This is a genomic window from Roseibium sp. (assembly GCF_965276855.1).
GTDB lineage: Bacteria > Pseudomonadota > Alphaproteobacteria > Rhizobiales > Stappiaceae > Roseibium.
This window is the reverse complement of record NZ_OZ255700.1, coordinates 2,356,094-2,380,439: the sequence shown is the minus strand read 5'-3', so window position 1 is coordinate 2,380,439 and position 24,346 is coordinate 2,356,094. Positions and strand designations below refer to the sequence as shown.

Sequence of the window (24,346 nt, the reverse complement as noted above, 5' to 3'; positions counted from 1 at the left end):
CTACCCATGCAGTGTTGTTTTGTTATCTGCATGGAGATCCGATGCCCGATTTACCGAACCGCATGAGTGGCATGGTGCTCACTGCCCATGGGGGGCTTGAGTGTTTGCAATGGCGGGAGGATCTTGTCGTGCCGGTCCCGGAGCCGGGACAGGTCTTGATCAGGGTCAGGGCGGCGGCCGTTAACAACACGGACATCAACACCCGGATCGGCTGGTATTCAAAGAGCGTCCGAGGCGATACTGCTGCGACCGCGTCGGAGGGATCTAGCGGGGCTACGAATACAGATGGTGGCTGGTCGGGAGCGCTGAACTTTCCTTTGGTGCAAGGCGCGGATTGCTGTGGGCAGGTCGTTGCCGTTGGTGAAGGCGTGGATACTGGTCGCATTGGAGAGCGTGTCTTAGTTCGGCCAATGCAGGTGCCCAAGAAACCTGAGCATGCGCATCTCCCGCTGGTGACCTTCGGCTCTGAATTCGACGGTGGGTTTGCTGACTATGCCGTTGCGAATTCTGAAGACGCGCTGGCAGTCTCCTCAAAGCTCAGCGATATGGAACTGGCGTCCTTTCCCTGCGCGTATTCAACAGCGGAAGGAATGATTCAAAAGAGTTCCCTCGGTGCGGAGCGTGTCCTCATTACCGGAGCTTCGGGCGGAGTTGGTTCGGCTGCAATTCAGCTGGCCAAGCGCCGGGGCGCCCATGTCACGGCCGTCACGACCCCGGAAAAGTCCGAAGCCTTGAAAGAGATGGGGGCGGACGAAACCCTTGGCCGCGAGGATGCATTGCCTGAGGGGGCATATGACGTTGTCCTTGACCTTGTTGGAGGGCCGAACTTTCCGAATTTGCTTCAGTGTCTGAGAAATGGTGGCCGGTATGCAGTTGCTGGGGCTATCGCAGGTCCGATTGTTGAGTTGGACTTGCGGACGCTCTATCTCAAAGACTTGGCATTTTTTGGCTGCACCAGACAGGATCCGAAAGTGTTTGAAGACCTGATTGGATATATTGAGCGCGGTGAAATCCGGCCCATGATCTCAAAAACGTTTCCGCTGAAAGACATGGTCGCGGCTCAAGAAGCGTTTTTGTCTAAGAGATATGCTGGAAAGATCGGACTTCTGGTCAGTTGATACTTGTTTCTTGGGCTCCGGCTCACGTCACCCTGTGATACTAAAACCGGTTTGTCACGGTATGGCGCCCAGTAATGTCCTGCCCGCAGCTTCGATGTGAAGCTTCAAAACACGGGTGGCTTTGTCTCGATCTCGCATATGGCACGCGTCCACAATGCCTTGGTGGTCTTTAAGCCATTGAGCGGTCTGGTCTGGCAGGATGCCATATCCTGAAATATGGATGCGGCAGGTTTGGCGAAGCTGGTCGATCATTCCGATCTGGCGGGCTTTTCCGGAAGGCAAATAAAGTGCCTTGTGAAAGGCCCAGTCTCCATCTGACCAGTTTGCGGTTTCGGCATCGATGGATGAATGACGGAAAGCTGCGGAAATCCGCTCCAGGTCTGTGTCCCTGATCTGATCAATCGCTTCCGCAAGACAATTGCATTCCAGAAGAATTCTGATGTCATAGATTTCCCGGATTTCGTCACGTGTCAGCGAGATCACACGGGCTCTGCGGTTTGGGACAAGATCGATCAGGCCGCGGGCGGCCAGAAGCTGAAGGGCGTCCCGGATGGGAATACGGCTCACCTTGAACCGCTTAGCAATCTCCCCTTGTTTCAACTCCGCGCCGGGCTTGAAACGCCCTGCGATGATATCTGCATGCAAGCTGTCAGCGATGTGTTCTGCGGACATCGTTCCCCCGAAAAAGGCCGTCTGATGACTGAGTAAGGCACTTGACAAAGCCGTGCAATTTCAAAATGTATAAATGTATACATTTTGTGAGGACGCATGACCAAAACCCATGAATATGTCTCCAACATCGTTTGGACGGGAAATCGCGGGCAGGGCACACAAACCTACAAAGGCTATGATCGAACCTGGGAAATCCGAACATCCGGAAAGCCGCCTGTGCAATGTTCGAATGATCCGGTCTTGGGAGGCGATCCGTCTCTGCACAACCCTGAAGATCTTTTGCTTTCCGCCCTCTCCAGTTGCCACATGTTGTGGTATCTGCATCTGGCCAGCAATGCAGGGATTGCTGTCATGGGTTATGAAGATACGCCGCTTGCCGTGGGCGAAACCGAGAGGGGCGGCGCTGGGAGTTTCTTGAGCGCGACGCTAAGGCCGAAAATTACAGTACTGGAGGGCACAGATCTGACGGCCGCGGATGCCATCCACGGTGAGATCCATAAAGTGTGCTTCATTGCGCGCTCGGTGAATTTTCCGGTGCGTTTTGAGGCGAGTTACAAAACAGATTGAGACCTATGGCGCGGTTACCCGCCGGAGGGTCAGGTTGATCCGACCGCCGTTTTTCAAGAGTTTGGACGTGCCGCCGAGGATTCGGTCAATGCCGTGAAAGGCGAGGCGTGCATCTCCGCCAAGCACCACCACATCACCGGAACTCAGCCGAAAGGATTTGGTCGGATCCTTGCGGTTGGTCCCGCCGACGCGGAATGTCGCGGTGTCCCCAAGCGACACAGAGACAACAGGTGCATCAAACATGGCTTCGTCCCTGTCTTGATGCAGGCCCATCCGGGCGCTGGGTTCATAGAAGTTGATGAGACAGGCTTCCGGTTCGGGAGCGTCGGGAGCCACCACTTTCCAGAGTTCTAACAGATGCGCCGGAATGGCAGGCCACATTTGTCCGGACACTGGATGATTTGGCTGATAGCGGTAGCCGTTAATGTCGGACACCCAGCCAAGCGGACCGCAATTGCTCATTTTAACGGAAAACGGCTTGCCGGTTTTCGGCATGACGGGCAGAAAGAGCGGCGCTGTGGCAACGACCTCCCGAACGTCGGCAAGAAGAGCTTCCTGTGCCGTTTTGCCAAAATATTCCGGCAGATATTTGAGGCCGGTCAGGCCGTTGATAGCGATGGTCTGCATGGGTGTAGATATAGATCAAAACCTCAGTCACCGCATCCGCCGCACCCAGAAGCACCGCCACCACCGCCATCAGACCCGCAACCACCAGAACCGCAGCCGGATTCTTTGGTCGATTTCTTCAGCAATGCAATCAGGACCAGCGCCACTGCAACAATCCCGAAAAAAAACCAGAGCGTATGCTGTGTAACCCAGTGCCACACCATGTTGCGAAGCTGTTCCAACAAGGTGTCGCCCACCGGTGTGCCGTGTGCGAGGGCCAAACCGGTGCCTGCGAAAAGCGCAAACAGCACCGCAGCGCCCCCCTGAAGAGATGCAGGAACACGTCGCAAACGGTGGCCAGCGGTTTTGACTGTCGAAAGCCAGTCCGGTTTACGGAGAACCCAGAAATCCTGTTTATTGATCCGAAGAAAATGCAGTGCCTTGCCAAATCGGACATGTGCAGGTGGCCAGATGTCGGGCGGCGGTTCCCCAAATTCCTGGCGATAGAGAGCGAGCGTCTCCTCATAGGCCCTACGAAATGTTAGAGCCTGGTCCGCACCGCCTTTGGTCGGGATGTGATGCAGCGCTGCTCCCAGGGCTTCTTTGAAGGGGCCCCAATAATGACGCGTGTAGGTCAGATGAAGGTGCCAAGCCTGATCGACTTCATCGCTGGGCGTGACCATCCCGGCCTTCATCTGACTGAGATAGGCAAACCGCTGATATTCAAAAATAACACGCGCTGCGAAACTTCTGGTCCATCCATTGTCCCGGGCCAGACGGTGGGAAAACGGGAACGTTGCCTCAACATCATCCGGGTGGCATTTCGATATCCGTTGCCAGAGGTCGGGATTGCGCATAGTGCTGTTTCCTAATCGGCTCCTCCAGATCCGCCGGAGCTATCAGACGAACCCGCGTTTTCATTGTGGGTGACCTCGAATAATCGAGTGCCCGGTAGTCTTGTGCCCTTGGTATTGCCTCGATAATTCCGTGTATTTTTAGATTTTCCCGGTGAGAGCAGCTTCAGCATAAAAATACCAAATGCCGCGAACATACTGATGACAATGATTAAGCGAACAATTTCGTCGTCCATTTTTCTTTCTCTAAAAACAGCAATGAATATGAATACCGATTGCCTTTGGGATTATTTGGTTTGAACTCATTGAGTGCGGGATAGCAAGACATGTCGAAAAACCTATTTATCTTCGGGATCTGCTAAGCCCGGTAACCTTCTGGGAAGAAATATCGCCGACATATCCCAAAGCCTGCAAAAGCCTGTGAAAAGGTCTCTTGCAGGCAAAGTTTCATCCACCTATATAGCGGTCAAGCGTCGCGCCAAATCCTGGGCAGTTGCCCCGGCGCGGCATCCGGGAAGATCCCGGAAACCCAAAGAGGAGCCGGTTTGACGCCTTTAAGGGTCTCATCGGTTTGCTAGAAAGAGAGGCAAAAATGGCAAAGGTCATTGGTATCGACCTCGGCACGACGAACTCGTGCGTCGCTGTCATGGACGGCAAAGATTCCAAAGTTATTGAAAACGCAGAAGGCGCCCGCACCACCCCATCCATGGTGGCGTTCTCGGACGACGGTGAGCGTCTTGTTGGCCAGCCGGCAAAACGTCAGGCGGTCACAAACCCGACAAACACCCTTTTCGCAGTCAAGCGCCTGATTGGCCGCCGGTTCGATGATCCGACCGTCGCGAAGGATCAGAAGCTGGTTCCCTTCGACATCGTCAAGGCCGACAACGGCGATGCGTGGGTAGAAGCCAACGGCGAGAAGTACTCCCCGTCCCAGGTTTCTGCATTCATTCTGCAGAAAATGAAGGAAACCGCTGAGAGCTATCTCGGTGAGAAGGTCGAGCAGGCGGTCATCACCGTTCCGGCCTACTTCAACGACGCTCAGCGTCAGGCAACCAAGGATGCCGGCAAGATTGCCGGTCTTGAAGTCCTGCGGATCATCAACGAGCCGACAGCTGCCGCACTGGCCTACGGTCTCGACAAGAACGATGGCAAGACCATAGCGGTTTATGACCTTGGTGGCGGTACGTTCGACGTGTCCATCCTGGAAATCGGCGACGGCGTCTTCGAAGTGAAGTCCACCAACGGCGACACCTTCCTCGGTGGTGAAGACTTCGACATGGTTCTTGTCGATTATCTGGCTGCCGAGTTTAAAAAAGAACAGGGCATTGACCTGAAGAACGACAAGCTGGCTCTGCAGCGTCTGAAAGAAGCTGCCGAAAAAGCGAAGATCGAACTATCGTCCTCGTCTCAGACCGAAATCAACCTGCCGTTCATCACTGCAGATGCGTCCGGTCCGAAGCACCTGACCTTGAAGTTGACCCGTGCGAAATTCGAAGCGCTGGTTGAAGATCTCGTCAAGCGCACCGTCAAGCCGATGGAAGCCGCATTGAAAGATGCAGGCCTGGCCGCTGGTGAAATCGACGAAGTTGTTCTGGTCGGCGGCATGACCCGTATGCCGAAGGTGCAGGAAACCGTTCACAAGTTCTTCGGCAAAGAGCCGCACAAGGGTGTGAACCCGGACGAAGTGGTCGCCATGGGTGCTGCCATCCAGGCCGGCGTTCTGCAGGGCGACGTCAAAGACGTTCTTCTGCTCGACGTTACTCCGCTGTCTCTTGGTATTGAAACCCTTGGCGGTGTCTTCACACGTCTGATCGATCGCAACACGACGATCCCGACGAAGAAGAGCCAAGTGTTCTCAACCGCCGAGGACAATCAGACGGCTGTGACCATCCGCGTCTTCCAGGGCGAGCGTGAAATGGCCGCGGACAACAAGGTCCTTGGTCAGTTCGACCTGGTCGGATTGCCGCCGGCACCGCGTGGCGTTCCGCAGATCGAAGTGACCTTCGACATTGATGCGAACGGCATCGTCAACGTATCCGCGAAAGATAAGGGTACGGGCAAAGAGCAGCAGATCCGCATTCAGGCATCTGGTGGTTTGTCCGACTCTGACATCGATCAGATGGTCAAGGACGCGGAAGCGCATGCGGACGAAGACAAGAAGCGCAAAGAGCTTGTCGAAGCCAAGAACCAGGGCGAGTCGCTCGTTCATTCGACTGAGAAGTCCTTGGCCGACTATGGCGACAAGGTTTCCGAAGAAGACAAGTCCGCGATCGAAAGCGCTCTTGGCGATCTGAAGTCCGCGCTTGAAGGCGAAGACCTTGAAGACATCAAGGCCAAGACACAGGCTCTGGCCGAGGCGTCCATGAAGCTTGGCGAAGCCATGTATCAGCAAGCCCAGGCCGATGCCGAGGCGAATGCTGAAGGCGGTGACGCTGATGCCGAGAAGGCTGACGATGATGTCGTTGATGCGGATTTTGAAGAAGTCAAAGACGACGACGACAAGAAGTCTGCATAACTTAAAACCTGTGCAGCCAGCCGTTTATCGGCTGGCTGCTTTATTTCCGGCGCCGGTTGCGCAGTTGCCTGACTTAAGGCACATGCGCCCTGCGCCTTTGCCGTGATGGCGCTGAGTGATAATGGCAGCCACCGGCAGGACAAGACCGAGAGATCTTGATGTCGAAACGTGATTTCTATGAAGTTCTGGGAGTTGCACGTGATGCGGACGAAAAGGCGCTCAAAAGCGCTTACCGCAAGATGGCGATGCAGTTCCACCCAGACCGCAATCCAGGGGATGCGGAAGCTGAAGCGAAATTCAAGGAAGTCAATGAGGCCTACGACACGCTGAAAGACGGCCAGAAACGCGCAGCTTACGACCGGTTCGGCCATGCAGCCTTTGAAAACGGCGGGTTTGGCGGTGGTGGCGGTGCCGGCGCCCATGACTTCTCTTCGACAATGTCGGACATCTTCGAAGAATTCTTCGGAATGGGCGGTGGTGGCCGGAGATCCGGTGGCCGCGAGCGCGGCGCAGACCTGCGCTACAATCTGGATGTTACTCTCGAAGATGCGTTTACCGGCAAGACCGTCGAGATCGAAGTCCCAACAAGCATCACCTGTGACATCTGTTCAGGCTCTGGCGCGAAACCGGGCACAAGTCCGACGACCTGCCGGACTTGCGGCGGCGCGGGCCGTGTGCGGGCTGCGCAGGGCTTCTTCACGTTGGAGCGCACATGTCCGAGCTGTCAGGGCAAAGGACAGGTGATTTCTGATCCGTGTACTGGGTGTGGCGGCTCGGGCCGCAAAACTCAGGAACGGACCCTTTCCGTCAATATTCCGGCCGGGATCGAAGACGGCACAAGGATCCGTCTTGCGGGTGAAGGCGAAGCCGGTGTGCGCGGTGGCCCATCCGGCGATCTTTATATTTTCTTGTCCATCCGTCCGCATGACCTGTTCCAGCGCGACGGGGCAGACCTTTATTGCCGCGTTCCGATTTCCATGTCCACGGCAACCCTCGGCGGTCAATTCGATGTGCCAACGGTCGACGGTTCAACGAGCCGTGTGAAAGTGCCGGAAGGAACACAGACCGGAAAACAGTTCCGCCTTCGAGGCAAGGGCATGCCGGTCATGCGGTCCAGCCAGCACGGTGATATGTACATTCAGGTCACCGTTGAAACACCGACCAATTTGACCAAACGCCAGCGGGAACTTCTCGCGGAGTTTGAGAAGGAATCCTCGGGCGAAAACCACCCGGCATCGGCTGGCTTTTTCTCCAAGGTCAAGGATTTTATCGACAATTTAAGCACATAGCCGCCGCGCCCCGCTTCTGGTAACGCTGACCGAACACGCCTATATGTAAATTCCATGACAGGTGTGAGGGTGGATTTTGAAGCGGATCGGGATCAAGCGGGAAGCCATTCGGGGCAAACTTGAAAAAGCGGATGCGGTCCGCATGAAAGTTATGGATGAGGTCAAGTTCATCCGCTCCTGGGCGCAAAACCCGCTTCGCACGGGGGCTGTTGCGCCCTCCGGACCCGAACTTGCTTCGAAAATGGTCTCTTTCTTGATCCCGCGGCCGCATTCAAAAATCGTTGAGCTCGGCCCGGGAACAGGTGTGGTGACAAAAGCACTCTTCGACGCTGGGTTTTCGAACCGCGATATGAACCTCATTGAATACAGCACGGACTTTTGTGAACACCTTGGCGGACGGTATCCAGGCTTGCCCGTCCTGCAAGGTGACGCTTATGCCTTGAGGCAAACCCTTTCCAAACCGGGTGGCTTTTTGCACGAAGCGGCAGAAGCCAATCATGTTCTCGACGGTATCGTGTCGTCTTTGCCGCTGCTCAACAGGCCGGACGTTCACCGCCGAGCGTTCGTTGAAGAAGCCCTTCAGCTTTTGAAGCCCGGTGCGCCGCTGATTCAGTTTTCCTACGGTCTGGCAGCCCCTGTGAAGCCACTCACACGGAGTGTTTCGGTCTACAGTTCGGAATGGATCTGGAAGAACTTGCCTCCGGCCCGCGTTTGGGTTTACCGGAAGGCGAACTGACCGTAGCTTAAAGCTTCCCTAGCAGATTGAATGTCTTTGGAGAGGGCTTCATGCGAAACCCAAAAATTCTCGTATTGTCCGGTTCCGCACGCGCTGGATCCTACAACAGCCAGCTTGCGGCTCTTGCTGCCAAGAAGCTGGCGATTCTGGACGCGAAAGTGACGCGTATCTCGCTGAAAGACTATCCATTGCCCATCTATGACGGGGATCTTGAAGAGGTGGATGGTGTTCCGGAGAACGCGGAAACACTAAAGAAGCTGTTTGCGGAGCATGACGGCGTTTTTATCGCTTGCCCAGAGTATAATGCAGGTATTACGCCGCTACTAAAAAACGCGCTCGATTGGATCAGCCGGGTCAAAGGGCCAGGAGATGCCTATCGCGGCAAGGTCTTCGCTGTGGGCGCGGCATCACCTGGCGGCTTTGGGGGCATGCGTGGCCTGATCGGCATGCGAACGATCCTCGAGGTCGGGCTGGGCGCAATGGTCTTGCCGCAGATGGTTTCCGTCGCAAAGGCAAGCGCGTCCTTCAATGAGCGCGGGGATCTCACCGATGAGCGGGCATCCGCCAATCTCGACAAGATGGTCGATGCACTTTTGCGCGCGACCCGGATAGAGCTATCTCACTGAAATAGGCGAGTGAAAGCAGTCTCCTCGCTCTGGTCGCTTTTCAAACTGTGGCGGGATGCTTACATACAGCGCCGCACCAAAGACGTTATGAGGATTAGATGAGCGAATCGCGTGAGCCGGCCGTTTGGCACGGCACCACCATCATGATGGTCCGCAAGGGCGGCAAAGTGGTTATCGCGGGCGATGGTCAGGTATCGCTGGGACAAACTGTTATCAAGCACACGGCCCGCAAGGTCCGCCCGCTTGCGAAAGGTGAGGTGATTGCCGGATTTGCAGGGGCAACGGCCGATGCCTTCACCTTGTTTGAGCGTTTGGAATCCAAACTTGAACAGTATCCGGGCCAGTTGATGCGGGCCTGTGTCGAACTGGCCAAGGATTGGCGGACAGACCGGTATCTGCGCAAGCTGGAAGCCATGATGCTGGTTGCAGACAAGAACACATCCCTTGTGCTGACCGGGACAGGCGACGTCTTGGAGCCGGAAGGCGGGATCATGGGAATCGGCTCTGGTGGCAACTATGCGCTTGCAGCTGGACGTGCCTTGGCTGACACAGATTTCGACGCGGAGACGATCGCTCGCAAGGCGATGGCCGTGGCCGCTGAAATCTGCGTCTACACCAACGAGAGCATCACGGTCGAAGTCCTCGAAACCGCCGAATAAGCAGGTCTTCCAGGCTCCCCGAACGATCCAGATCAATGCAAGGCACAAGCAATCAGGCGAAATCGAAAAACTGATTGCTGTGCTTCCGCATTGCTTGCACGACCGGCGGGCGGAAGCTTGGGAAATTCGGATTGATAGACTTCTTTGCATGCCGGACGGAGGATCTCTTGAGCGAGGCGAGCCAAAAATTGAACAACAAAGAGAGCCCGCTGGATTCAGCGCGGTTGGCGGCCGCCGTCTCCGAGGGCATTTTGACTGAGGACCAGGCTGAGCGGCTCACCGATTTCTGGACCCGCCGCGGCGTTACCAGTCCATTGGCTGAAACATTGCCGCACGCGGACATCGAAGAAGTGCGGTTCGTGCGCGGCTTCCATGACATTTTTATCAGTCTTGGGATCGGGATACTGATGGTCGGGCTGGTGTATGGTTTGCAGAATCTGTTGCCGGCTTGGGCAATCTCCGCAGTTGGCGCTGTGTCCATTTGGGGGCTGGCGGAAGTTTTCTCCCGCCGAATGCGATTGGCTCTGCCGTCTTTCCTGCTCAGCCTTGCATTCACCCCCTTTTTCTTCATGGCCTGTTTCGGGCTGGTCGTTGATCAGGACCTGACGGGTTTGAGTCTCGGTGGCTGGCGGCAAAACTATGAAACTTGGCTGGTAATCCCCACCTCGTTGGTCGCCCTAGCAGGCGCGGTGCTGTTTTACCTCCGCTTCAAGGTTCCGGTTGGGATTGCAGGGATCACCGGCGGATGCCTGTTCATCGTGGCCGTACTTGTCGAGATGGCGGCCCCCGGGCTGATCGACCGGTATCACGTTGGTTTCTTCCTGGCTCTCGGGCTCGTTACATTTGCCTTGGCGATGAGCTTTGATATCAAGGATCCAGCCCGCGTCACGCTGAATTCCGACAAGGCCTTTTGGCTTCATCTGATGGCCGCACCGTTTATCGTGCATTCGATCCTTGCCCTGGTCTCCAGCTACTCCGGCCAAGGTTCGGTCGGTTACTCGATTGCTGTCATTGCGCTCTTCATGATCCTCGCAATCGTGGCGCTGGTTGTTGACCGGCGGGCCCTTCTGGTCTCCGCAATGAGCTATCTTGGGTTTGCAATCGGGTATCTCATCCTGGAAGCTAATGTTTCGGAAGACGCCGCCTTTGCCGTAACCCTGTTGTTGCTGGGTGGTTTTATTCTGCTTATTGGCTCCGGCTGGAGCCTGTTGCGGCGCGTGCTTTTGGCGCCCTTTTCAGGTCAGCCCTTGCTGCGTTACCTTCCTGCGACCACATAACCGGCAATGACCATCTACTTCTGTGCGAGTGAAACCCCTGAATGACTGATTTTTCTCCGCGTGAAATTGTATCTGAACTCGATCGCTACATCGTTGGCCAGAAGGACGCCAAACGGGCGGTGGCAATTGCCCTGCGCAACCGCTGGCGCCGGCAGCAGCTTGAGGGTCAGATGCGCGAAGAGGTTCTGCCAAAGAACATTCTCATGATCGGCCCGACCGGTGTCGGCAAAACAGAGATCTCCCGGCGTTTGGCGAAACTGGCACGGGCTCCCTTTACCAAGGTTGAGGCCACCAAGTTCACCGAAGTTGGCTACGTGGGCCGGGACGTTGAGCAGATCGTCCGTGACCTTGTGGAAGCCGGTATCTCGCTTGTGCGCGAGGAAAAACGGGAATCCGTGAAAGCCAAGGCCCATGTGTTGGCGGAGGAGCGCGTACTGGACGCGCTTGTTGGTTCAAATGCCAGCCCGGCCACCCGGGAGAGCTTTCGCACCAAGCTCCGTGACGGTGAAATGGACGACAAGGAAATTGAGGTTGAAGTGCCGGCACAGGCACAAATGCCAAGCTTTGATTTGCCGGGCATGCCGGGGGCGAGCGTCGGTGTAATGAACGTCTCGGATCTGCTCGGCAAGGCGTTTGGCGGCCAAACGAAAACGAAGCGGACAAGTGTGCGCGATTCTCATCAGCTTTTGGTGAATGCGGAATCCGACAAGCTTCTGGATGAAGACAAGATCGTCGAGGAAGCCATCTCGCTTGTAGAGAATTCGGGCATCGTTTTTCTCGATGAGATCGACAAGATCTGCGCTCGGGAGGGCCGCGCCGGTGGGGATGTCTCCCGCGAGGGTGTTCAGCGCGATCTCCTGCCGCTCATCGAAGGCACGGTCGTGTCGACCAAACACGGCCCGGTGCGCACCGACCACATTCTGTTCATTGCGTCTGGCGCGTTCCATGTTGCAAAGCCCTCGGATCTTTTGCCGGAATTGCAGGGCCGCCTGCCGATCCGGGTTGAGTTGCGGGCACTGACCAAGGAAGATTTCCGGGCGATCCTGACCGAGCCTGAAGCGAGCTTGATCAAGCAATATGTTGCCCTGATGAAAACCGAGGGACTGACACTGTCCTTTGCCGAGGATTCCATTGAGGAAATCGCTTCAGTTGCGGTGGATCTGAACGGATCGGTTGAGAATATCGGGGCCCGGCGTTTGCAGACCGTCATGGAACGAATTCTGGATGAAATCTCCTTCACCGCACCGGACCGGTCGGGAGAAGAGGTCGAAATCACGGCAGAGTTCGTTCGCGAGAACATTGGCGATCTGGCGAAGAACGTCGATCTGTCCAAGTTTATTCTGTAATTCGGTCTGGCAGCGCGCGTGGCGAATTCGCCGCTTGCGGCTTGCCGGGACCAGTGGCAGCATGCGGTCATGGTAGCAATTCGAAAAAGTAACGAAGAAGGTCACCGCCGGAAATTTCTGGTGGTGGTCGATGACACCCCGGAATGTGATCGCGCAATTGTCTATGCAGCCAAGCGGGCGGCGCGCACCAGTGGTGTGGTCACATTGCTGTTCATCATCGCACGCGGAGACTTCCAGCATTGGCTGGGTGTCGAGGACATAATGCGTGCCGAAGCGCACCAGGAGGCAGAAGCCACCCTGGCAAAGGCTGCACAACGGGTGCGCTCGGTCGCCCGTACGGAACCGGAAACGGTTGTCCGTGAAGGCACTATGAGTGAGGAAATCCTCGAACTGATTGAAGCCGACGCCGACATTGCCATCTTGGTTTTGGCGGCGAGCACAAATGCGGATGGTCCCGGACCATTGGTTTCCTCGATTGCTGGAAAGTCCGCTGGAACCTTTCCAATCCCGGTGACGATTGTTCCGGGCAATCTGGATGATGATTCCATCGCGGCTCTGGCTTGATCCCCAGCGGCGAAAACCTATCTAGTTTTTAACAGTTCCAAACTGACGCAGGATCGGCTAGAAGATCCTATCGGTGTTTTGCGATGATGGAGAGGCCGCAAGCACGTTTGCCAAATTGGGCGCACAGGTGACACAGCGCGGACAGCGCAAGGACGGAAAACATGTTCATTCAAACCGAAGCCACACCGAATCCGGCAACCCTCAAGTTTCTTCCAGGCCGGGTTGTCCTGCCGGAAGGAACGTATGATTTCCGGTCCAAAGCCGATGCCGGCGCATCTCCGCTTGCGGAGAAGCTATTTGATGTGCCGGGCGTTGCAGCCGTTTTCTTTGGCCATGATTTTGTGACCGTAACCAAGGATGATACGGACTGGCAGCACATGAAGCCGGCAATTCTCGGGGTTATCATGGAGCAGTTTATGTCCGGCCAGCCGGTCATGAATGCTGGTGAAAGCGAAGACATCGAAGAAGGCGAGTTCTTTGAGGAAGGCGATCAGGAAACTGTCGCGACCATCAAAGAGCTGCTCGAAACCCGGGTGCGTCCTGCTGTCGCACAGGACGGCGGCGACATCACATTCAAGGGCTTCAAGGAAGGGATCGTCTACCTTTCCATGCGCGGTGCCTGTGCTGGATGCCCGTCTTCGACCGCAACGCTTCAGCACGGCATTCAGAATCTTTTGCGCCACTTTGTGCCGGAAGTTGAGGAAGTGCGTCCAATCTGAAGCGAATTTCCGCATTGTTTTATTGGCCCGGCCTGCTTGCCGGGCCTTTTTATTCCCGCTGGTATTTCTCTGTGGGTTTCAAGCCCCCCATTGGACCTAGATCCAAAGCCCGGCTCGACTCTGCGAAGCAGCCGGGGTAGTGGCAAGTTATCATGCGTGTTCTGGCAATCGATACAGCACTGGCCAATTGCGCTGCCGCCGTTCTTGACGATGGCACCTCCTCAGCATGTTTCGAAACCTGCGGCGAGGAAATCGGCCGCGGCCATGCGGAAAAGCTCATGGACATGATCGGAACAGTGATGGCTGAGAGCTCGACGGCCTTTTCCGATCTCGACCGCGTTGCCGTCACAGTCGGACCGGGAAGTTTCACCGGTCTTCGGGTCGGGTTGGCTGTTGCCCGCGGCTTCGGCCTGGTTCTGGAAAAGCCGGTCGTCGGTGTCACCACTTTGGCGGCGATCGCACGGTCCTGTGCGCCTGGCGACAACGGACCTCCGATCCTTGTGGCCCTCACCGGAAAAGGCGACGAAGTTTATTGTCAGCTCTTTTCTCACGATGGCGAACCACTTGACTTTGCCGGTGTCCAAACCCTGTCAGATCTTGCAAGGACACTGCCTGAGGACATAAGATTTGCCGGTTCGGCGGCAGACCGTGTTGACGATGCAGTGGGAGCGGAAAACACCCGTGTGGTTTCCAGGTGCGGGTATCCAGGAATACGGGCCGTCGCCGAGCTTGGTCTCATTACGGATCCGCGAGGGGCGTCTCCCTCCCCATTGTATTTGCGGCCGCCGGATGCGACGCCGCAGACGAAGGGAAGGATTGAACGGCAATGAGTTTTTGGTGGTTCTGGAGCCAGCCGCCGGTCGTTGAAGAGGCGCTGGACGAAGATCTGCTGAAGGTCGCCGAAATCCACGCAGCTTCATTCAAACATGCCTGGGACGTGGAAGAGCTTGCCCGTATGAAAGCGCAATCCGGAACGTCCATTCTGGTCGCGCGGCGGGCCAGCCCTTACGGAACGCAAGGGCCACTTGGCTTCTTGATCCTCAGAATAGTCGCGGATGAAGCGGAAGTCATCACGATCGCTGTACATCCGCGCCAGCGTGGTCGCGGCATTGGAAAGAAGCTGATGGAGGCCGGATTGTTCCGCCTCTATGGTGAGCGGTGCAAGAGCTTGTTTCTGGAAGTGGACTCGGCAAACGAAGCCGCCATTTTGCTCTACCGCTCCCTTGGATTCCGGGAAGTTGGCCAACGAAAAGGATACTACAGCGACAGTGGAGGAGACGGGACAGCGCTTGTCATGCGCGTCGATCTTGGTTAGAGCGCTTTGAGATCCAACCGGAAGCGGAAGGCAATTGGAGTTTATGACGGACGAGCGGACACCATCGCTGGCGGAACTTTGTGTCCAAAAAGGCATGCGCATGACCGAACAGCGCCGCGTGATTGCCTCCGTGATCGAGCAGGCCTCCGAGGAGCATCCGGACGTAGAGGAACTCTATCGCCGATCTGTTGCGATTGATCCAAAAATCTCCATCTCTACGGTCTATCGCACCGTAAAACTTTTTGAAGATGCTGGCATGGTTGAGCGCCATGATTTTCGAGATGGCCGTTCCCGTTATGAAACTGTGCCGGATGAGCATCATGACCATCTGATTGATCTGCGCAGCGGACAGGTGATTGAGTTCCGGAACGAGGAAATTGAGGCCTTGCAGGAATTCATTGCCAAGAAGCTGGGCTACAAGCTGGTGGATCACCGATTGGAACTTTATGGCGTTCCGATCGATCCGAAAAAAGGCGGGGACACGGATGGCTGAAATCAAGGCGGTTTTGACGATCCTCGTGTTAACGGTCGTCTCGCTGATCTTGATTCCACTGCAATGGGTTGCAGTGAAGCTAAATCTCCCAATTCAGAAACACCTTCCTTACCTCTGGCATAGGATTGCAACCGGCCTCGTTGGTATTCGCATTCACCAAGAAGGGCAGCCTGCGGCAGAGCGTCCTTTGTTGATTACCGCCAACCATGCTTCCTGGGTGGACATCACCGTTGTCGGTTCTTTGATGCCACTGTCCTTTATCGCCAAGTCGGAAGTTTCCGGCTGGCCGGTCTTTGGTCTCTTTGCAAAGCTTCAGAGAACGGTTTTCGTCAATCGGACACGGCGGTCGCAGACGGCAGAAGTCGCAGACACGATTGCAGGCCGTATGGCAGAGGGCGATGCCATGGTGCTCTTTGCGGAAGGGACATCCAATGACGGCAATTGCGTTTTGCCGTTCCGCTCGGCTCTCTTGGGGGCCGCAACGCGGGCGGCGGGGAATGATCAAGACACTACTGTTTGGGTCCAACCGTTGTCGATAGCGTATCAGGGCTTGTTCGGAATGCCGATGGGGCGTGTGCACCGTCCGCACGTCGCCTGGTACGGGGATATGGAGCTTGCGGGTCATCTTTGGGGCATCTTTAAGCATGGTGCTCTCGATGTTGCCGTCCAATGGGGAGAGCCTGTCCGGGTCGATCCTGCAACGGACCGGAAAGCTCTGACTCTGCAGTTGGAGCGGGAGGTGCGCGCCCTGACCATGGCTGCCTTGCGCCAAAAACCGGTCGAACGGTTCGATTCCGATGAAATCGATGCTCCTGAGTTCTTCTCAAATGAAGAAAAAACCGCTAAAGCTGGCGCCTGAATTGAGGTGCAGCCTGCCTTAGACGTGATTAAACGCGGGCAGACACAGGTGTGGGCTAGAGCCTCGCCCAAAAGCACGATCACCACGAGATATGCCGTCCGTCCCAAAGGGACCATGAGGAGCGAATGACGAGCCGCCCGGAAGTAGAACTGGACACCTCCGCAGCCGCGGAAACAAAGACCGTATCAGGTGACAATACGCGCAAGGTTTTTGTGCGCACCTACGGCTGCCAGATGAATGTCTATGACAGTGAGCGCATGACCGATGTGCTGGCACCACAGGGCTATTCCACGACAGAAGACATGGAAGAGGCCGATCTGGTCATTCTGAACACCTGCCACATCCGGGAAAAGGCCGCTGAAAAGGTCTATTCAGAGCTTGGGCGGATCCGCAAGGTCAAGGAAGAACGGGCGAAAGCCGGCAAGGACATGATGGTTGGTGTGGCCGGCTGTGTGGCACAGGCGGAAGGCGAGGAAATCTCTCGCCGGGCACCGATCGTCGACATGGTCGTTGGTCCGCAGAGCTACCATCAGCTGCCCTCGCTTTTGGACAAGGCGCGCCAAGGCCAGAAAGTTGTCGAAACAGAGTTCGACATCGACGCGAAGTTTGACCATTTGTCTGAGCGGGCTGAAAAGCCGATCATGAGACGCCCGCCGGCCGCATTCCTGACAGTTCAAGAAGGCTGCGACAAGTTCTGTACCTTCTGCGTCGTTCCTTATACCCGCGGTGCCGAAGTCTCCCGGTCCGTGGAACAGATCGTTACCGAAGCTCAGCGCATGGCAGCCTCTGGTGTGCGGGAGGTGACCCTGCTTGGCCAGAACGTCAATGCCTATCACGGCGAAGCTGCGGATGGGTCAACCTGGGGGTTGGGCAAGCTTTTGCGCCGCTTGTCGGAAATCGATGGGCTGGATCGGCTCCGCTACACGACCAGCCACCCGCGCGACATGGACGATGATCTGATTGAAGCACACCGGGAACTGAAGAGCCTGATGCCCTATCTTCATCTGCCGGTGCAGTCCGGGTCTGACAAGATCTTGAAGGCTATGAACCGCAAGCACACGCGGGATGAGTATTTCCGACTGATCGACCGGATTCGGGAAGCAGCGCCCGATATTGCCCTTTCCGGCGACTTCATTGTCGGTTTCCCGGGCGAAACGGATCAGGATTTTGAAGACACGATGGATCTGATCCGCCGTGTCGAATATGGCTCTGCCTTCTCGTTCAAATACAGCCAGCGCCCCGGCACACCTGGGGCGACCATGGAAGATCAGGTGCCGGAAGACGTCAAATCTGCGCGCCTGCAGGAACTCCAAGCGCTTCTGAGCGAGCAACAAAAAGCCTTCAATGCATCCCGTAAAGGGATGACCTGCGAGGTGCTTTTGGAAAAGAAGGGCCGAAACCCGGGACAGCTTGTTGGCAAGTCTCCGTGGTTACAGCCGGTCCAGCTGGATGCACCAGAGTCTATGATCGGCAGTGTACAAGCGGTGGAAATCGTTGAGATCGGAAGCAATTCGCTGTTCGGACGGCTGATTGCGGGGCAAGATGCTGCTGATGGATCCGGTGCCATACCGGCCCCGGCCGCCTAAGGAGACGTCATTTGACGCGCGACAGCCAATCTTCTTCCCGCAGGCTTGCTGATGAAGCCGCTTCGGCTTCCGACATGACCCACATCGTTCTCGCTTTTGAAGATAACCGTTTGATCGGCGATCTGTTTGGCCAGTTCGATCAGAACCTTGCCTTAATTGAGCAACGCCTCGGCGTGGACGCGATTGCCCGCGGCAATCAGGTGACGCTGAAGGGGTCGCAAGCCGGCTGTGCCCAAGCCCGGGCGGCTTTGGAAGCCCTTTATCAGCGCTTGTTGCAAGGACAGGAAATTCATCCAGGCGATGTCGATGGGGCCTTGCGCATGGCGGCGACCAACGAAGCCCAGCTTCCATTGCCGACACTTGAGCCGAAATCTCGGTTGGCGTTTGCACAAATCGCGACGCGCCGGAAAACCATCGTTGCGCGCACGCCAACACAGGATGCCTATATCCGGTCCATGGATCGGGCGGATCTGATTTTCGGTACCGGCCCGGCTGGAACTGGTAAGACGTTCCTCGCGGTTGCTTATGCGGCTGCGCTGTTGGAACGCGGTGATGTAGCGCGTTTGATCCTGTCCCGGCCTGCAGTTGAGGCCGGTGAGCGTCTGGGCTTCCTGCCTGGAGAAATGAAAGACAAGGTCGACCCGTATCTCCGGCCGATTTATGACGCGCTTTATGAAATGATGCCGGCTGAAAAAGTTGATCGCGGACTGCAATCCGGAATGATCGAGGTCGCGCCACTTGCGTTCATGCGCGGGCGTACTTTGTCTAACGCCGTTGTTTTGCTCGATGAAGCGCAGAACACGACGTCGATGCAAATGAAAATGTTTCTGACCCGGCTGGGCGAGGGATCAAAGATGATCGTGACCGGCGACCCGAGCCAGATCGACTTGCCCTCGGGCCAGAAATCCGGCTTGCGCGAAGCTCTGGGTCTGCTGACCGATATTCCTGCGGTTGCACATATCCGGTTCAACGAAACCGATGTTGTTCGCCATGAGTTGGTCGGCCGGATTGTTACGGCTTACGATAATGCTTCGCGCGAAGAAGCACAGGCACGTGAACGCCAGTTTGCGGCCCGCCAAGGCGAAAGCGAAGATCAGGATCGCCGGCCGCGCAGCAGCGCTGCCGCATCCTGAAGGGGCTTGTGTGACCGAAGCTGAACATGCGCCTGAAGAGGTTTTGATTGATATCGCCGTGGAGGCCGGTGACTGGCCGGATGAGGCCGCGTTGATCAAACTGGCGCAAACCGCGATAGCTGCTGGAATTAAAGGCGCGGATCTGGAAGTTCTGGAAGAAACCGAGGTGTCACTGCTCTTCACAAATGATGAAGGGATCCGCAAACTGAATCATCAGTGGCGGGACAAGGACAAACCGACCAATGTCTTGTCCTTTCCCGGCAGCGACCCCCATGAAGATGTGTTCGGCCCTCTACTCGGCGACATAGTTTTTGGCTATGAGACAGTGGCCAAAGAAGCAGAAGAACTGGGAATTGAATTTAACAATCACCTTACCCATCTCACTGTTCATGGATTGCTTCATCTTTTTGATTATGATCATCAAGAGAAAGACGAAGCTGAACTGATGGAAAGCTTGGAAACGGTCATATTGGCCGGTTTGGGTATTGATGATCCTTATGCTGGCCGGCCACTTGAAGCCGATGGCGATTAAAGGGACAGTAGGGGTATGGCCCGTTGCTTTAGGGTCTTGAAACGATAGATGATGAACGCAGTTGAACCAAACAGTTCCGGTGGCGAGGCGGATTCCGCCCAGCACGGAACGGCGCAGGACGGGGAAGACCCGCAACAGACCAGGCCGCAGAAACCTGCGGCATTCTTCTCCTCGCTCAAACGGCTTCTCCGCTTGGGGCGCGACACATCCAACTTGCGTGAAAATTTGGAAGATGAACTCGCCCGCGAAGGGGCGGGGGATACGGCATTTTCGCCTGAGGAGCGTATGCTCCTTGGGAACATCCTCCGTTTGCGTGAAAAGCGTGTTGACGATGTCATGATCCCAAGGGCTGACATAGAAGCGGTCGACCTAGGCACGAGCCTTAGCCGGGTTATGGAGCTGTTCCGAAACAGCGGGCACTCCCGCATGCCGGTTTACGAGGATACGCTCGACGATCCGCGCGGCATGGTTCACATCAAGGACCTGATGGCCTTCATAGCCGAACAAGGGGCAGGTTCGAGTGTAAACGGGTCAGATACGCTCGGCCAGTCCGGGGACACCGAACGCTTGACCATCGTGGCGCCAACACCTGGTCATAATTCCTCAGATCTCGATCTGTCGTCGGTCGATTTGTCGATTTCGCTCCGGGATGCAAACCTCATTCGGAACCTGCTTTTTGTTCCGCCTTCCATGCCGGCAACGGATCTGATGGCGAAAATGCAGGCTGGCCGGATCCAGATGGCGCTTGTGATTGACGAATATGGCGGTACGGACGGCCTGGTCTCGCTTGAAGATCTTGTCGAAGAAGTCGTGGGCGATATTGAGGATGAGCACGACGAGGACGAGGAAGCGATGCTTGCAGATGCCGGTGACGGTATCTGGGTCGCGGATCCGAGACTGCCTCTGGAGGATCTCGATGAGGCTTTGGGAACGCGCTTGAGCGACGGGGAAATCTCTGAAGATGTCGATACCCTCGGCGGGTTGCTCTATGTCACCATCGGCCGGGTGCCAGTGCGCGGCGAACTTGTGCTGGTGGATGATGTTCCAGGGTACGAGTTTGAAGTCGTGGATGCAGATCCGAGACGGATCAAACGGTTGAAGATCCGCCGGAGGCGCGGCGAGGTTCGCCCTCCGGAGGTCAGGCGCCGTTTGAAACGTCCTGAAACTGATCCGTCCGAGATCGATCAAGATGCGCCAGAAAACAATGAACAGCGGCCAATCGCGTCCTAACACTTGATTGCTCGGGACCCTGATGGACTAAGCTCGGTGACCCTCAGCAGGGTGTTCAGCCGCACCAAGGGTTGACCGGCCCGCTGCAAGCAGACAAATCTGCCCACGTTTTTGCAGCGAATCGGATCCGTATGAGCCCGCTTTTTCAGAAGCTTTCCGTTATTCCAAACACCTTTCTACTCGCCTGGGGATGGCCCCGGCGGTTACTCTGCTTCTTATGCGGTGCTGCCGCTGCGTTTGCATTACCGCCATACGGTTTGTTTCCAATTCTTTTTCTGGCCTGCCCCGGATTTGTTTGGCTCCTAGATGGGGCCTTGGAAACCAACCGAAGCAGCGTGTTCAAGCGGCTGCGCACCGGGTTTGCGCTCGGTTGGCTGTTTGGCTTCGGATACTACCTTTCAGGGCTTTGGTGGATCGGCTCGGCTTTTCTGGTGGATGCGGAGCAGTTCGCCTGGCTGATGCCGTTTGCCGTTGTCGCCATGCCGCTTGGCTTGGCTCTGTTCACCGGCCTTTCTGGTGCCATTGCTGCAGCATTTTGGGGGGACACCCGGGTGCGGGTTCTGCTCCTGGCTGCGGCTATGACGCTTGCTGACTGGCTCAAGGGAACGATCCTGACCGGATTTCCCTGGAATTCTTATGGCTATGCATTTTCTGAAAGTTTGACGCTTGCTCAATCCGCAAGTCTAGTCGGGATTTACGGTTTGACCTTCCTGGCGTGGAGCATCTTTGCAGCCCCGGCAGTGTTTGCAGACAGTCGGACGCTCCTGGCGCGTGCCTTTCCTTTTGCACTTGGAGTTGCTGTTCTTGTTCTGATGACCGGTTACGGTTCCTACCGTTTGGTGCCTGGCGGTTCTGAATATGAAGGTCTGGATATCCGGATCGTTCAGCCGTCAATCAACCAGCAGGACAAATGGCGGCCCGAGTTGCGGGAAGAAATTTTTCAAACCTATCTTGATCTGACGGAAGCCCCGCTTGGCGGGAATGCGCGTGTTGGAGTGCCGCAGCTGGTGGTCTGGCCAGAATCTGCGGTCCCGTTTTTACTAACGAGAGAGCCGGGTGCATTGCATCGGATTTCAGCGGCGCTCGGGCAAAGCAAAGAGCTGGCGGTCGGCGCTGTTAGGGCAGAGCCGGGCGAATCCGGCCCAGTCTATTTCAACAGCATCTACTTGATCGGAAATGATGGGACTGTGCGCGGGCTATACGACAAGGTGCGCCTCGTGCCGTTTGGCGAATATGTTCCGTTCCGGCCGTTGTTGGACAAAATGGGTATCAGCAATCTGGCGGGTCCCGGTGCAGGTTTTGAGGCTGGAGACGTGCGGCGTCCCTTGTCAGCAATGAACAAGTACCTGTTCTTGCCGCTGATTTGCTATGAGGCCATTTTCCCGTCGGAGACCGCCAGCTTGGAACCGAGGCCGGCATTTCTGCTCAATCTAACCAATGACGCGTGGTTTGGCCAAACGCCGGGTCCGTACCAGCATTTTGCGCAAGTTCGGTTACGCTCCATTGAAACGGGCCTGCCCACTATTCGCGCTGCCAACACCGGAATATCCGGCATGATAGATGGACTAGGGCGTGTGGTGGCTAAACTTCCGGTATTTGAGCGGGGCGTGATAGATGCTCGGCTACCTACGCGGGAATCAGAAACAATTTACCGTATATTTCAGGATATGCCGATACTAATCATTTCGATCATTATTGTAATTTTGGCCAGTATTCATCGTTACAACCCAAATTCCCGTCTAAATTGATATTTTTTGTTTGAGTTGAGTGAAAGAATTGTGATACAACCGTGACATAGCTGATTGAAAGCTAACGTAGGCGTAAGCGGGAAGTTGCGGGCAAGCTTTCTTCCTATTGGGTTTGTGGGAACCTGAATGGGGTTTGCGCTGGATAAAAATATCGGCTGCAAAAAAGCCGAATGACTTAGAAAGAATAACGCCAATGCCCAGTAAGAAATCACCTAATCCAATCGATATCCATGTTGGAAGCCGCGTGCGTTTGCGCCGCATGATGCTCGGAATGAGCCAAGAAAAACTTGGCGAAGCACTTGGCATCACTTTCCAGCAAATTCAGAAGTACGAAAAAGGTACCAATAGGATTGGCGCTAGCCGGTTGCAGCATATTGCAACGATTCTGAAAGTCCCGGTTTCCTTCTTTTTTGAAGACGCGCCTGGAACCCCGGAAGAAGCTGAAGGCTTTGGCGAAACGCAACCCACGTCTTACGTCGTGGATTTTCTCTCCTCGTCAGAAGGCCTGTCCCTCAACAAGGCATTTGTGCGCATAGAAGACCCGAAGGTTCGCCGCCGCATTGTTGATCTGGTCAGATCTCTCGCTGGCGATGAATAATAAAAACAACCATCTTCTTGACGTGGCCCCAAACTTCTTAGATTGATGGCACCTGAAGCGGCGATCGTGATCGCCGCTTCTTTGTATTCATTCCCAGAAGGACGATCGCCAATGGCACGTCAAAATTACCTGTTCACGTCTGAATCCGTCTCCGAAGGCCATCCAGACAAGGTTTGCGACCGCATTTCCGACGCGGTTGTAGATGCTTACCTTAGAGAAATGCCGGAAGCGCGCGTTGCTGCGGAAACGCTCGCGACGACCAACCGGATCGTGATTGCCGGCGAGACCCGCGGGCCCGCGACGATCACCAACGAATATATTGCGCATCTTGCCCGCATGGCCGTTAAAGACATTGGCTATGAGCAGGATGGCTTCCATTGGGAAAACTGCGATATCGCCGTGCACTTGCATGCCCAGTCCGCTCACATTGCTCAAGGCGTGGATGCTGGCGGCAACAAGGATGAGGGCGCGGGCGATCAGGGCATTATGTTCGGTTACGCGTGCCGCGAGACCGAAGAGCTGATGCCTGCTCCGATCCTTTTCTCGCACAAGATCCTTAAGACGCTGGCAGAAGCCCGCAAGTCCGGTAAAGAGCCGGTGCTTGGCCCGGATGCGAAAAGTCAGGTCACCGTCCGGTACGAAAACGGCAAACCGGTGGGTGTTACGTCCATCGTCCTGTCGACGCAGCATCTTGACCCTGCGCTCACCTCCTCCGATGTGAAAACAATCGTTGAGCCTTACATCCTGTCCTCCCTTCCGGACGGTTGGGTCACTGATGAAACTGTCTGGCACGTCAACCCGACGGGCGCGTTTGTCATTGGTGGTCCGGACGGCGATGCCGGTCTGACAGGCCGCAAGATCATCGTGGACACGTATGGCGGTGCCGCCCCTCATGGCGGCGGTGCGTTCTCAGGCAAGGACCCGACCAAGGTGGATCGGTCCGCCGCCTACGCTGCACGCTACCTTGCCAAGAACGTTGTTGCCGCTGATTTGGCAGACCGGTGTACGATTCAGTTGTCCTACGCGATTGGTGTTTCCGACCCTCTGTCGGTTTATGTCGATTTCCACGGCACTGGCCGGTGCGACGAAGCTAAACTGGAAACAGCGCTGCGGGACGTGATGGGCCTCAGTCCGCGCGGGATTCGTGAGCATCTCAAGTTGAACAATCCGATTTACGAGCGCACGGCAGCCTATGGCCACTTTGGCCGCCAACCTGATGCCGATGGCGGGTTTAGCTGGGAAAAAACAGACCTGGTTGACGAACTGCGCCCGCTTGCAGGATAAGCCGGACCCAGCAAGGTCCA

At 56.0% G+C, this 24,346-nt stretch carries 26 protein-coding genes; 22 read left to right on the top strand and 4 right to left on the bottom strand.

The genetic code is table 11. The annotated features are described in order from the left end of the window. Positions 1 to 41: 41 nt before the first annotated feature. Entirely contained in the window at positions 42 to 1,118 is a 1,077-nt protein-coding gene (locus tag ACQY4Z_RS10915) for an alcohol dehydrogenase family protein (RefSeq protein WP_428529154.1), read from the top strand. Between the two features lie 54 nt (positions 1,119 to 1,172). Here ACQY4Z_RS10915 and ACQY4Z_RS10910 read toward each other — a convergent pair whose 3' ends face one another. Beyond that, positions 1,173 to 1,790, bottom strand: a complete 618-nt coding sequence (locus tag ACQY4Z_RS10910) for a GntR family transcriptional regulator (RefSeq protein WP_428529152.1) — start codon at positions 1,788 to 1,790, stop codon at positions 1,173 to 1,175. 96 nt (positions 1,791 to 1,886) lie between these two features. Between ACQY4Z_RS10910 and ACQY4Z_RS10905 the strand changes: the two genes are divergently transcribed. Further along, a complete protein-coding gene (locus ACQY4Z_RS10905; RefSeq protein WP_428529150.1) occupies positions 1,887 to 2,357 on the top strand; it encodes an OsmC family protein in 471 nt (156 codons plus the stop codon). A gap of 3 nt (positions 2,358 to 2,360) precedes the next feature. Here ACQY4Z_RS10905 and ACQY4Z_RS10900 read toward each other — a convergent pair whose 3' ends face one another. Genes ACQY4Z_RS10900 through ACQY4Z_RS10890 form a run of 3 tightly spaced genes read right to left on the bottom strand, consistent with a single transcriptional unit; the run spans position 2,361 to position 4,053 of the window. Then, positions 2,361 to 2,984: an alpha-ketoglutarate-dependent dioxygenase AlkB family protein gene (locus ACQY4Z_RS10900; protein WP_428529148.1), complete on the bottom strand. Its 624-nt coding sequence runs from the start codon at positions 2,982 to 2,984 to the stop codon at positions 2,361 to 2,363. Positions 2,985 to 3,007: 23 nt separating this feature from the next. Continuing rightward, on the bottom strand, positions 3,008 to 3,820 hold the full coding sequence (locus tag ACQY4Z_RS10895; RefSeq protein WP_428529146.1) for a glycine-rich domain-containing protein: 813 nt from the start codon (positions 3,818 to 3,820) through the stop codon (positions 3,008 to 3,010). Between the two features lie 11 nt (positions 3,821 to 3,831). Then, positions 3,832 to 4,053, bottom strand: a complete 222-nt coding sequence (locus tag ACQY4Z_RS10890; protein WP_428529144.1) for a hypothetical protein — start codon at positions 4,051 to 4,053, stop codon at positions 3,832 to 3,834. 356 nt (positions 4,054 to 4,409) lie between these two features. Here ACQY4Z_RS10890 and dnaK point away from each other — a divergent pair, with 356 nt between their 5' ends. The 20 genes from dnaK (at position 4,410) to metK (ending at position 24,326) form a co-directional block, all read left to right on the top strand. Continuing rightward, positions 4,410 to 6,332 carry a molecular chaperone DnaK gene (dnaK, locus tag ACQY4Z_RS10885; protein ID WP_428529142.1) on the top strand — a complete coding sequence of 641 codons (1,923 nt, stop codon included), beginning with the start codon at positions 4,410 to 4,412 and terminating at the stop codon, positions 6,330 to 6,332. Positions 6,333 to 6,490: 158 nt separating this feature from the next. After that, positions 6,491 to 7,621: a molecular chaperone DnaJ gene (dnaJ, locus tag ACQY4Z_RS10880; RefSeq protein WP_428529140.1), complete on the top strand. Its 1,131-nt coding sequence runs from the start codon at positions 6,491 to 6,493 to the stop codon at positions 7,619 to 7,621. Between the two features lie 76 nt (positions 7,622 to 7,697). Then, a complete protein-coding gene (locus ACQY4Z_RS10875) occupies positions 7,698 to 8,357 on the top strand; it encodes a class I SAM-dependent methyltransferase (protein ID WP_428529138.1) in 660 nt (219 codons plus the stop codon). A gap of 50 nt (positions 8,358 to 8,407) precedes the next feature. Next, positions 8,408 to 8,983, top strand: a complete 576-nt coding sequence (locus tag ACQY4Z_RS10870) for an NADPH-dependent FMN reductase (protein ID WP_428529136.1) — start codon at positions 8,408 to 8,410, stop codon at positions 8,981 to 8,983. 98 nt (positions 8,984 to 9,081) lie between these two features. Continuing rightward, positions 9,082 to 9,642 (top strand): ATP-dependent protease subunit HslV, encoded by a 561-nt coding sequence (hslV, locus tag ACQY4Z_RS10865; RefSeq protein ID WP_055672334.1) that lies wholly within the window; start codon positions 9,082 to 9,084, stop codon positions 9,640 to 9,642. Between the two features lie 167 nt (positions 9,643 to 9,809). Beyond that, entirely contained in the window at positions 9,810 to 10,919 is a 1,110-nt protein-coding gene (locus tag ACQY4Z_RS10860; protein ID WP_428529134.1) for a hypothetical protein, read from the top strand. 41 nt (positions 10,920 to 10,960) lie between these two features. Continuing rightward, positions 10,961 to 12,265 (top strand): ATP-dependent protease ATPase subunit HslU, encoded by a 1,305-nt coding sequence (hslU, locus tag ACQY4Z_RS10855; RefSeq protein WP_428529132.1) that lies wholly within the window; start codon positions 10,961 to 10,963, stop codon positions 12,263 to 12,265. Positions 12,266 to 12,334: 69 nt separating this feature from the next. Further along, positions 12,335 to 12,829, top strand: a complete 495-nt coding sequence (locus tag ACQY4Z_RS10850) for a universal stress protein (RefSeq protein WP_428529521.1) — start codon at positions 12,335 to 12,337, stop codon at positions 12,827 to 12,829. A gap of 161 nt (positions 12,830 to 12,990) precedes the next feature. Then, positions 12,991 to 13,548: a NifU family protein gene (locus tag ACQY4Z_RS10845; RefSeq protein ID WP_008194306.1), complete on the top strand. Its 558-nt coding sequence runs from the start codon at positions 12,991 to 12,993 to the stop codon at positions 13,546 to 13,548. Between the two features lie 152 nt (positions 13,549 to 13,700). After that, positions 13,701 to 14,378 (top strand): tRNA (adenosine(37)-N6)-threonylcarbamoyltransferase complex dimerization subunit type 1 TsaB, encoded by a 678-nt coding sequence (gene tsaB / locus ACQY4Z_RS10840; protein WP_428529130.1) that lies wholly within the window; start codon positions 13,701 to 13,703, stop codon positions 14,376 to 14,378. Beyond that, positions 14,375 to 14,863: a ribosomal protein S18-alanine N-acetyltransferase gene (gene rimI, locus ACQY4Z_RS10835; RefSeq protein ID WP_428529128.1), complete on the top strand. Its 489-nt coding sequence runs from the start codon at positions 14,375 to 14,377 to the stop codon at positions 14,861 to 14,863. Before tsaB ends, rimI begins: the two co-directional genes overlap by 4 nt. A 43-nt stretch (positions 14,864 to 14,906) precedes the next feature. After that, entirely contained in the window at positions 14,907 to 15,356 is a 450-nt protein-coding gene (locus ACQY4Z_RS10830) for a Fur family transcriptional regulator (protein ID WP_428529519.1), read from the top strand. Then, the gene (locus tag ACQY4Z_RS10825) at positions 15,349 to 16,215 is read left to right on the top strand and encodes a lysophospholipid acyltransferase family protein (RefSeq protein ID WP_428529126.1); all 867 of its coding nucleotides are present in this window, start codon (positions 15,349 to 15,351) and stop codon (positions 16,213 to 16,215) included. Before ACQY4Z_RS10830 ends, ACQY4Z_RS10825 begins: the two co-directional genes overlap by 8 nt. 125 nt (positions 16,216 to 16,340) lie before the next feature. Then, on the top strand, positions 16,341 to 17,801 hold the full coding sequence (gene miaB, locus ACQY4Z_RS10820; protein WP_428529124.1) for a tRNA (N6-isopentenyl adenosine(37)-C2)-methylthiotransferase MiaB: 1,461 nt from the start codon (positions 16,341 to 16,343) through the stop codon (positions 17,799 to 17,801). 74 nt (positions 17,802 to 17,875) lie between these two features. Continuing rightward, on the top strand, positions 17,876 to 18,934 hold the full coding sequence (locus tag ACQY4Z_RS10815) for a PhoH family protein (protein ID WP_428529517.1): 1,059 nt from the start codon (positions 17,876 to 17,878) through the stop codon (positions 18,932 to 18,934). A 10-nt stretch (positions 18,935 to 18,944) separates the two neighbouring features. Continuing rightward, complete coding sequence (gene ybeY, locus ACQY4Z_RS10810) at positions 18,945 to 19,466, top strand: rRNA maturation RNase YbeY (RefSeq protein WP_428529122.1); 522 nt, start codon at positions 18,945 to 18,947, stop codon at positions 19,464 to 19,466. Positions 19,467 to 19,514: 48 nt separating this feature from the next. Then, positions 19,515 to 20,696: a hemolysin family protein gene (locus tag ACQY4Z_RS10805; RefSeq protein WP_428529120.1), complete on the top strand. Its 1,182-nt coding sequence runs from the start codon at positions 19,515 to 19,517 to the stop codon at positions 20,694 to 20,696. Positions 20,697 to 20,953: 257 nt separating this feature from the next. Then, positions 20,954 to 22,444 (top strand): apolipoprotein N-acyltransferase, encoded by a 1,491-nt coding sequence (gene lnt / locus ACQY4Z_RS10800; RefSeq protein ID WP_428529515.1) that lies wholly within the window; start codon positions 20,954 to 20,956, stop codon positions 22,442 to 22,444. 193 nt (positions 22,445 to 22,637) lie between these two features. Further along, complete coding sequence (locus tag ACQY4Z_RS10795) at positions 22,638 to 23,042, top strand: helix-turn-helix domain-containing protein (protein WP_094073420.1); 405 nt, start codon at positions 22,638 to 22,640, stop codon at positions 23,040 to 23,042. A 111-nt stretch (positions 23,043 to 23,153) separates the two neighbouring features. Beyond that, a complete protein-coding gene (gene metK, locus ACQY4Z_RS10790; RefSeq protein ID WP_428529118.1) occupies positions 23,154 to 24,326 on the top strand; it encodes a methionine adenosyltransferase in 1,173 nt (390 codons plus the stop codon). The last annotated feature ends 20 nt before the right edge of the window (positions 24,327 to 24,346 follow it).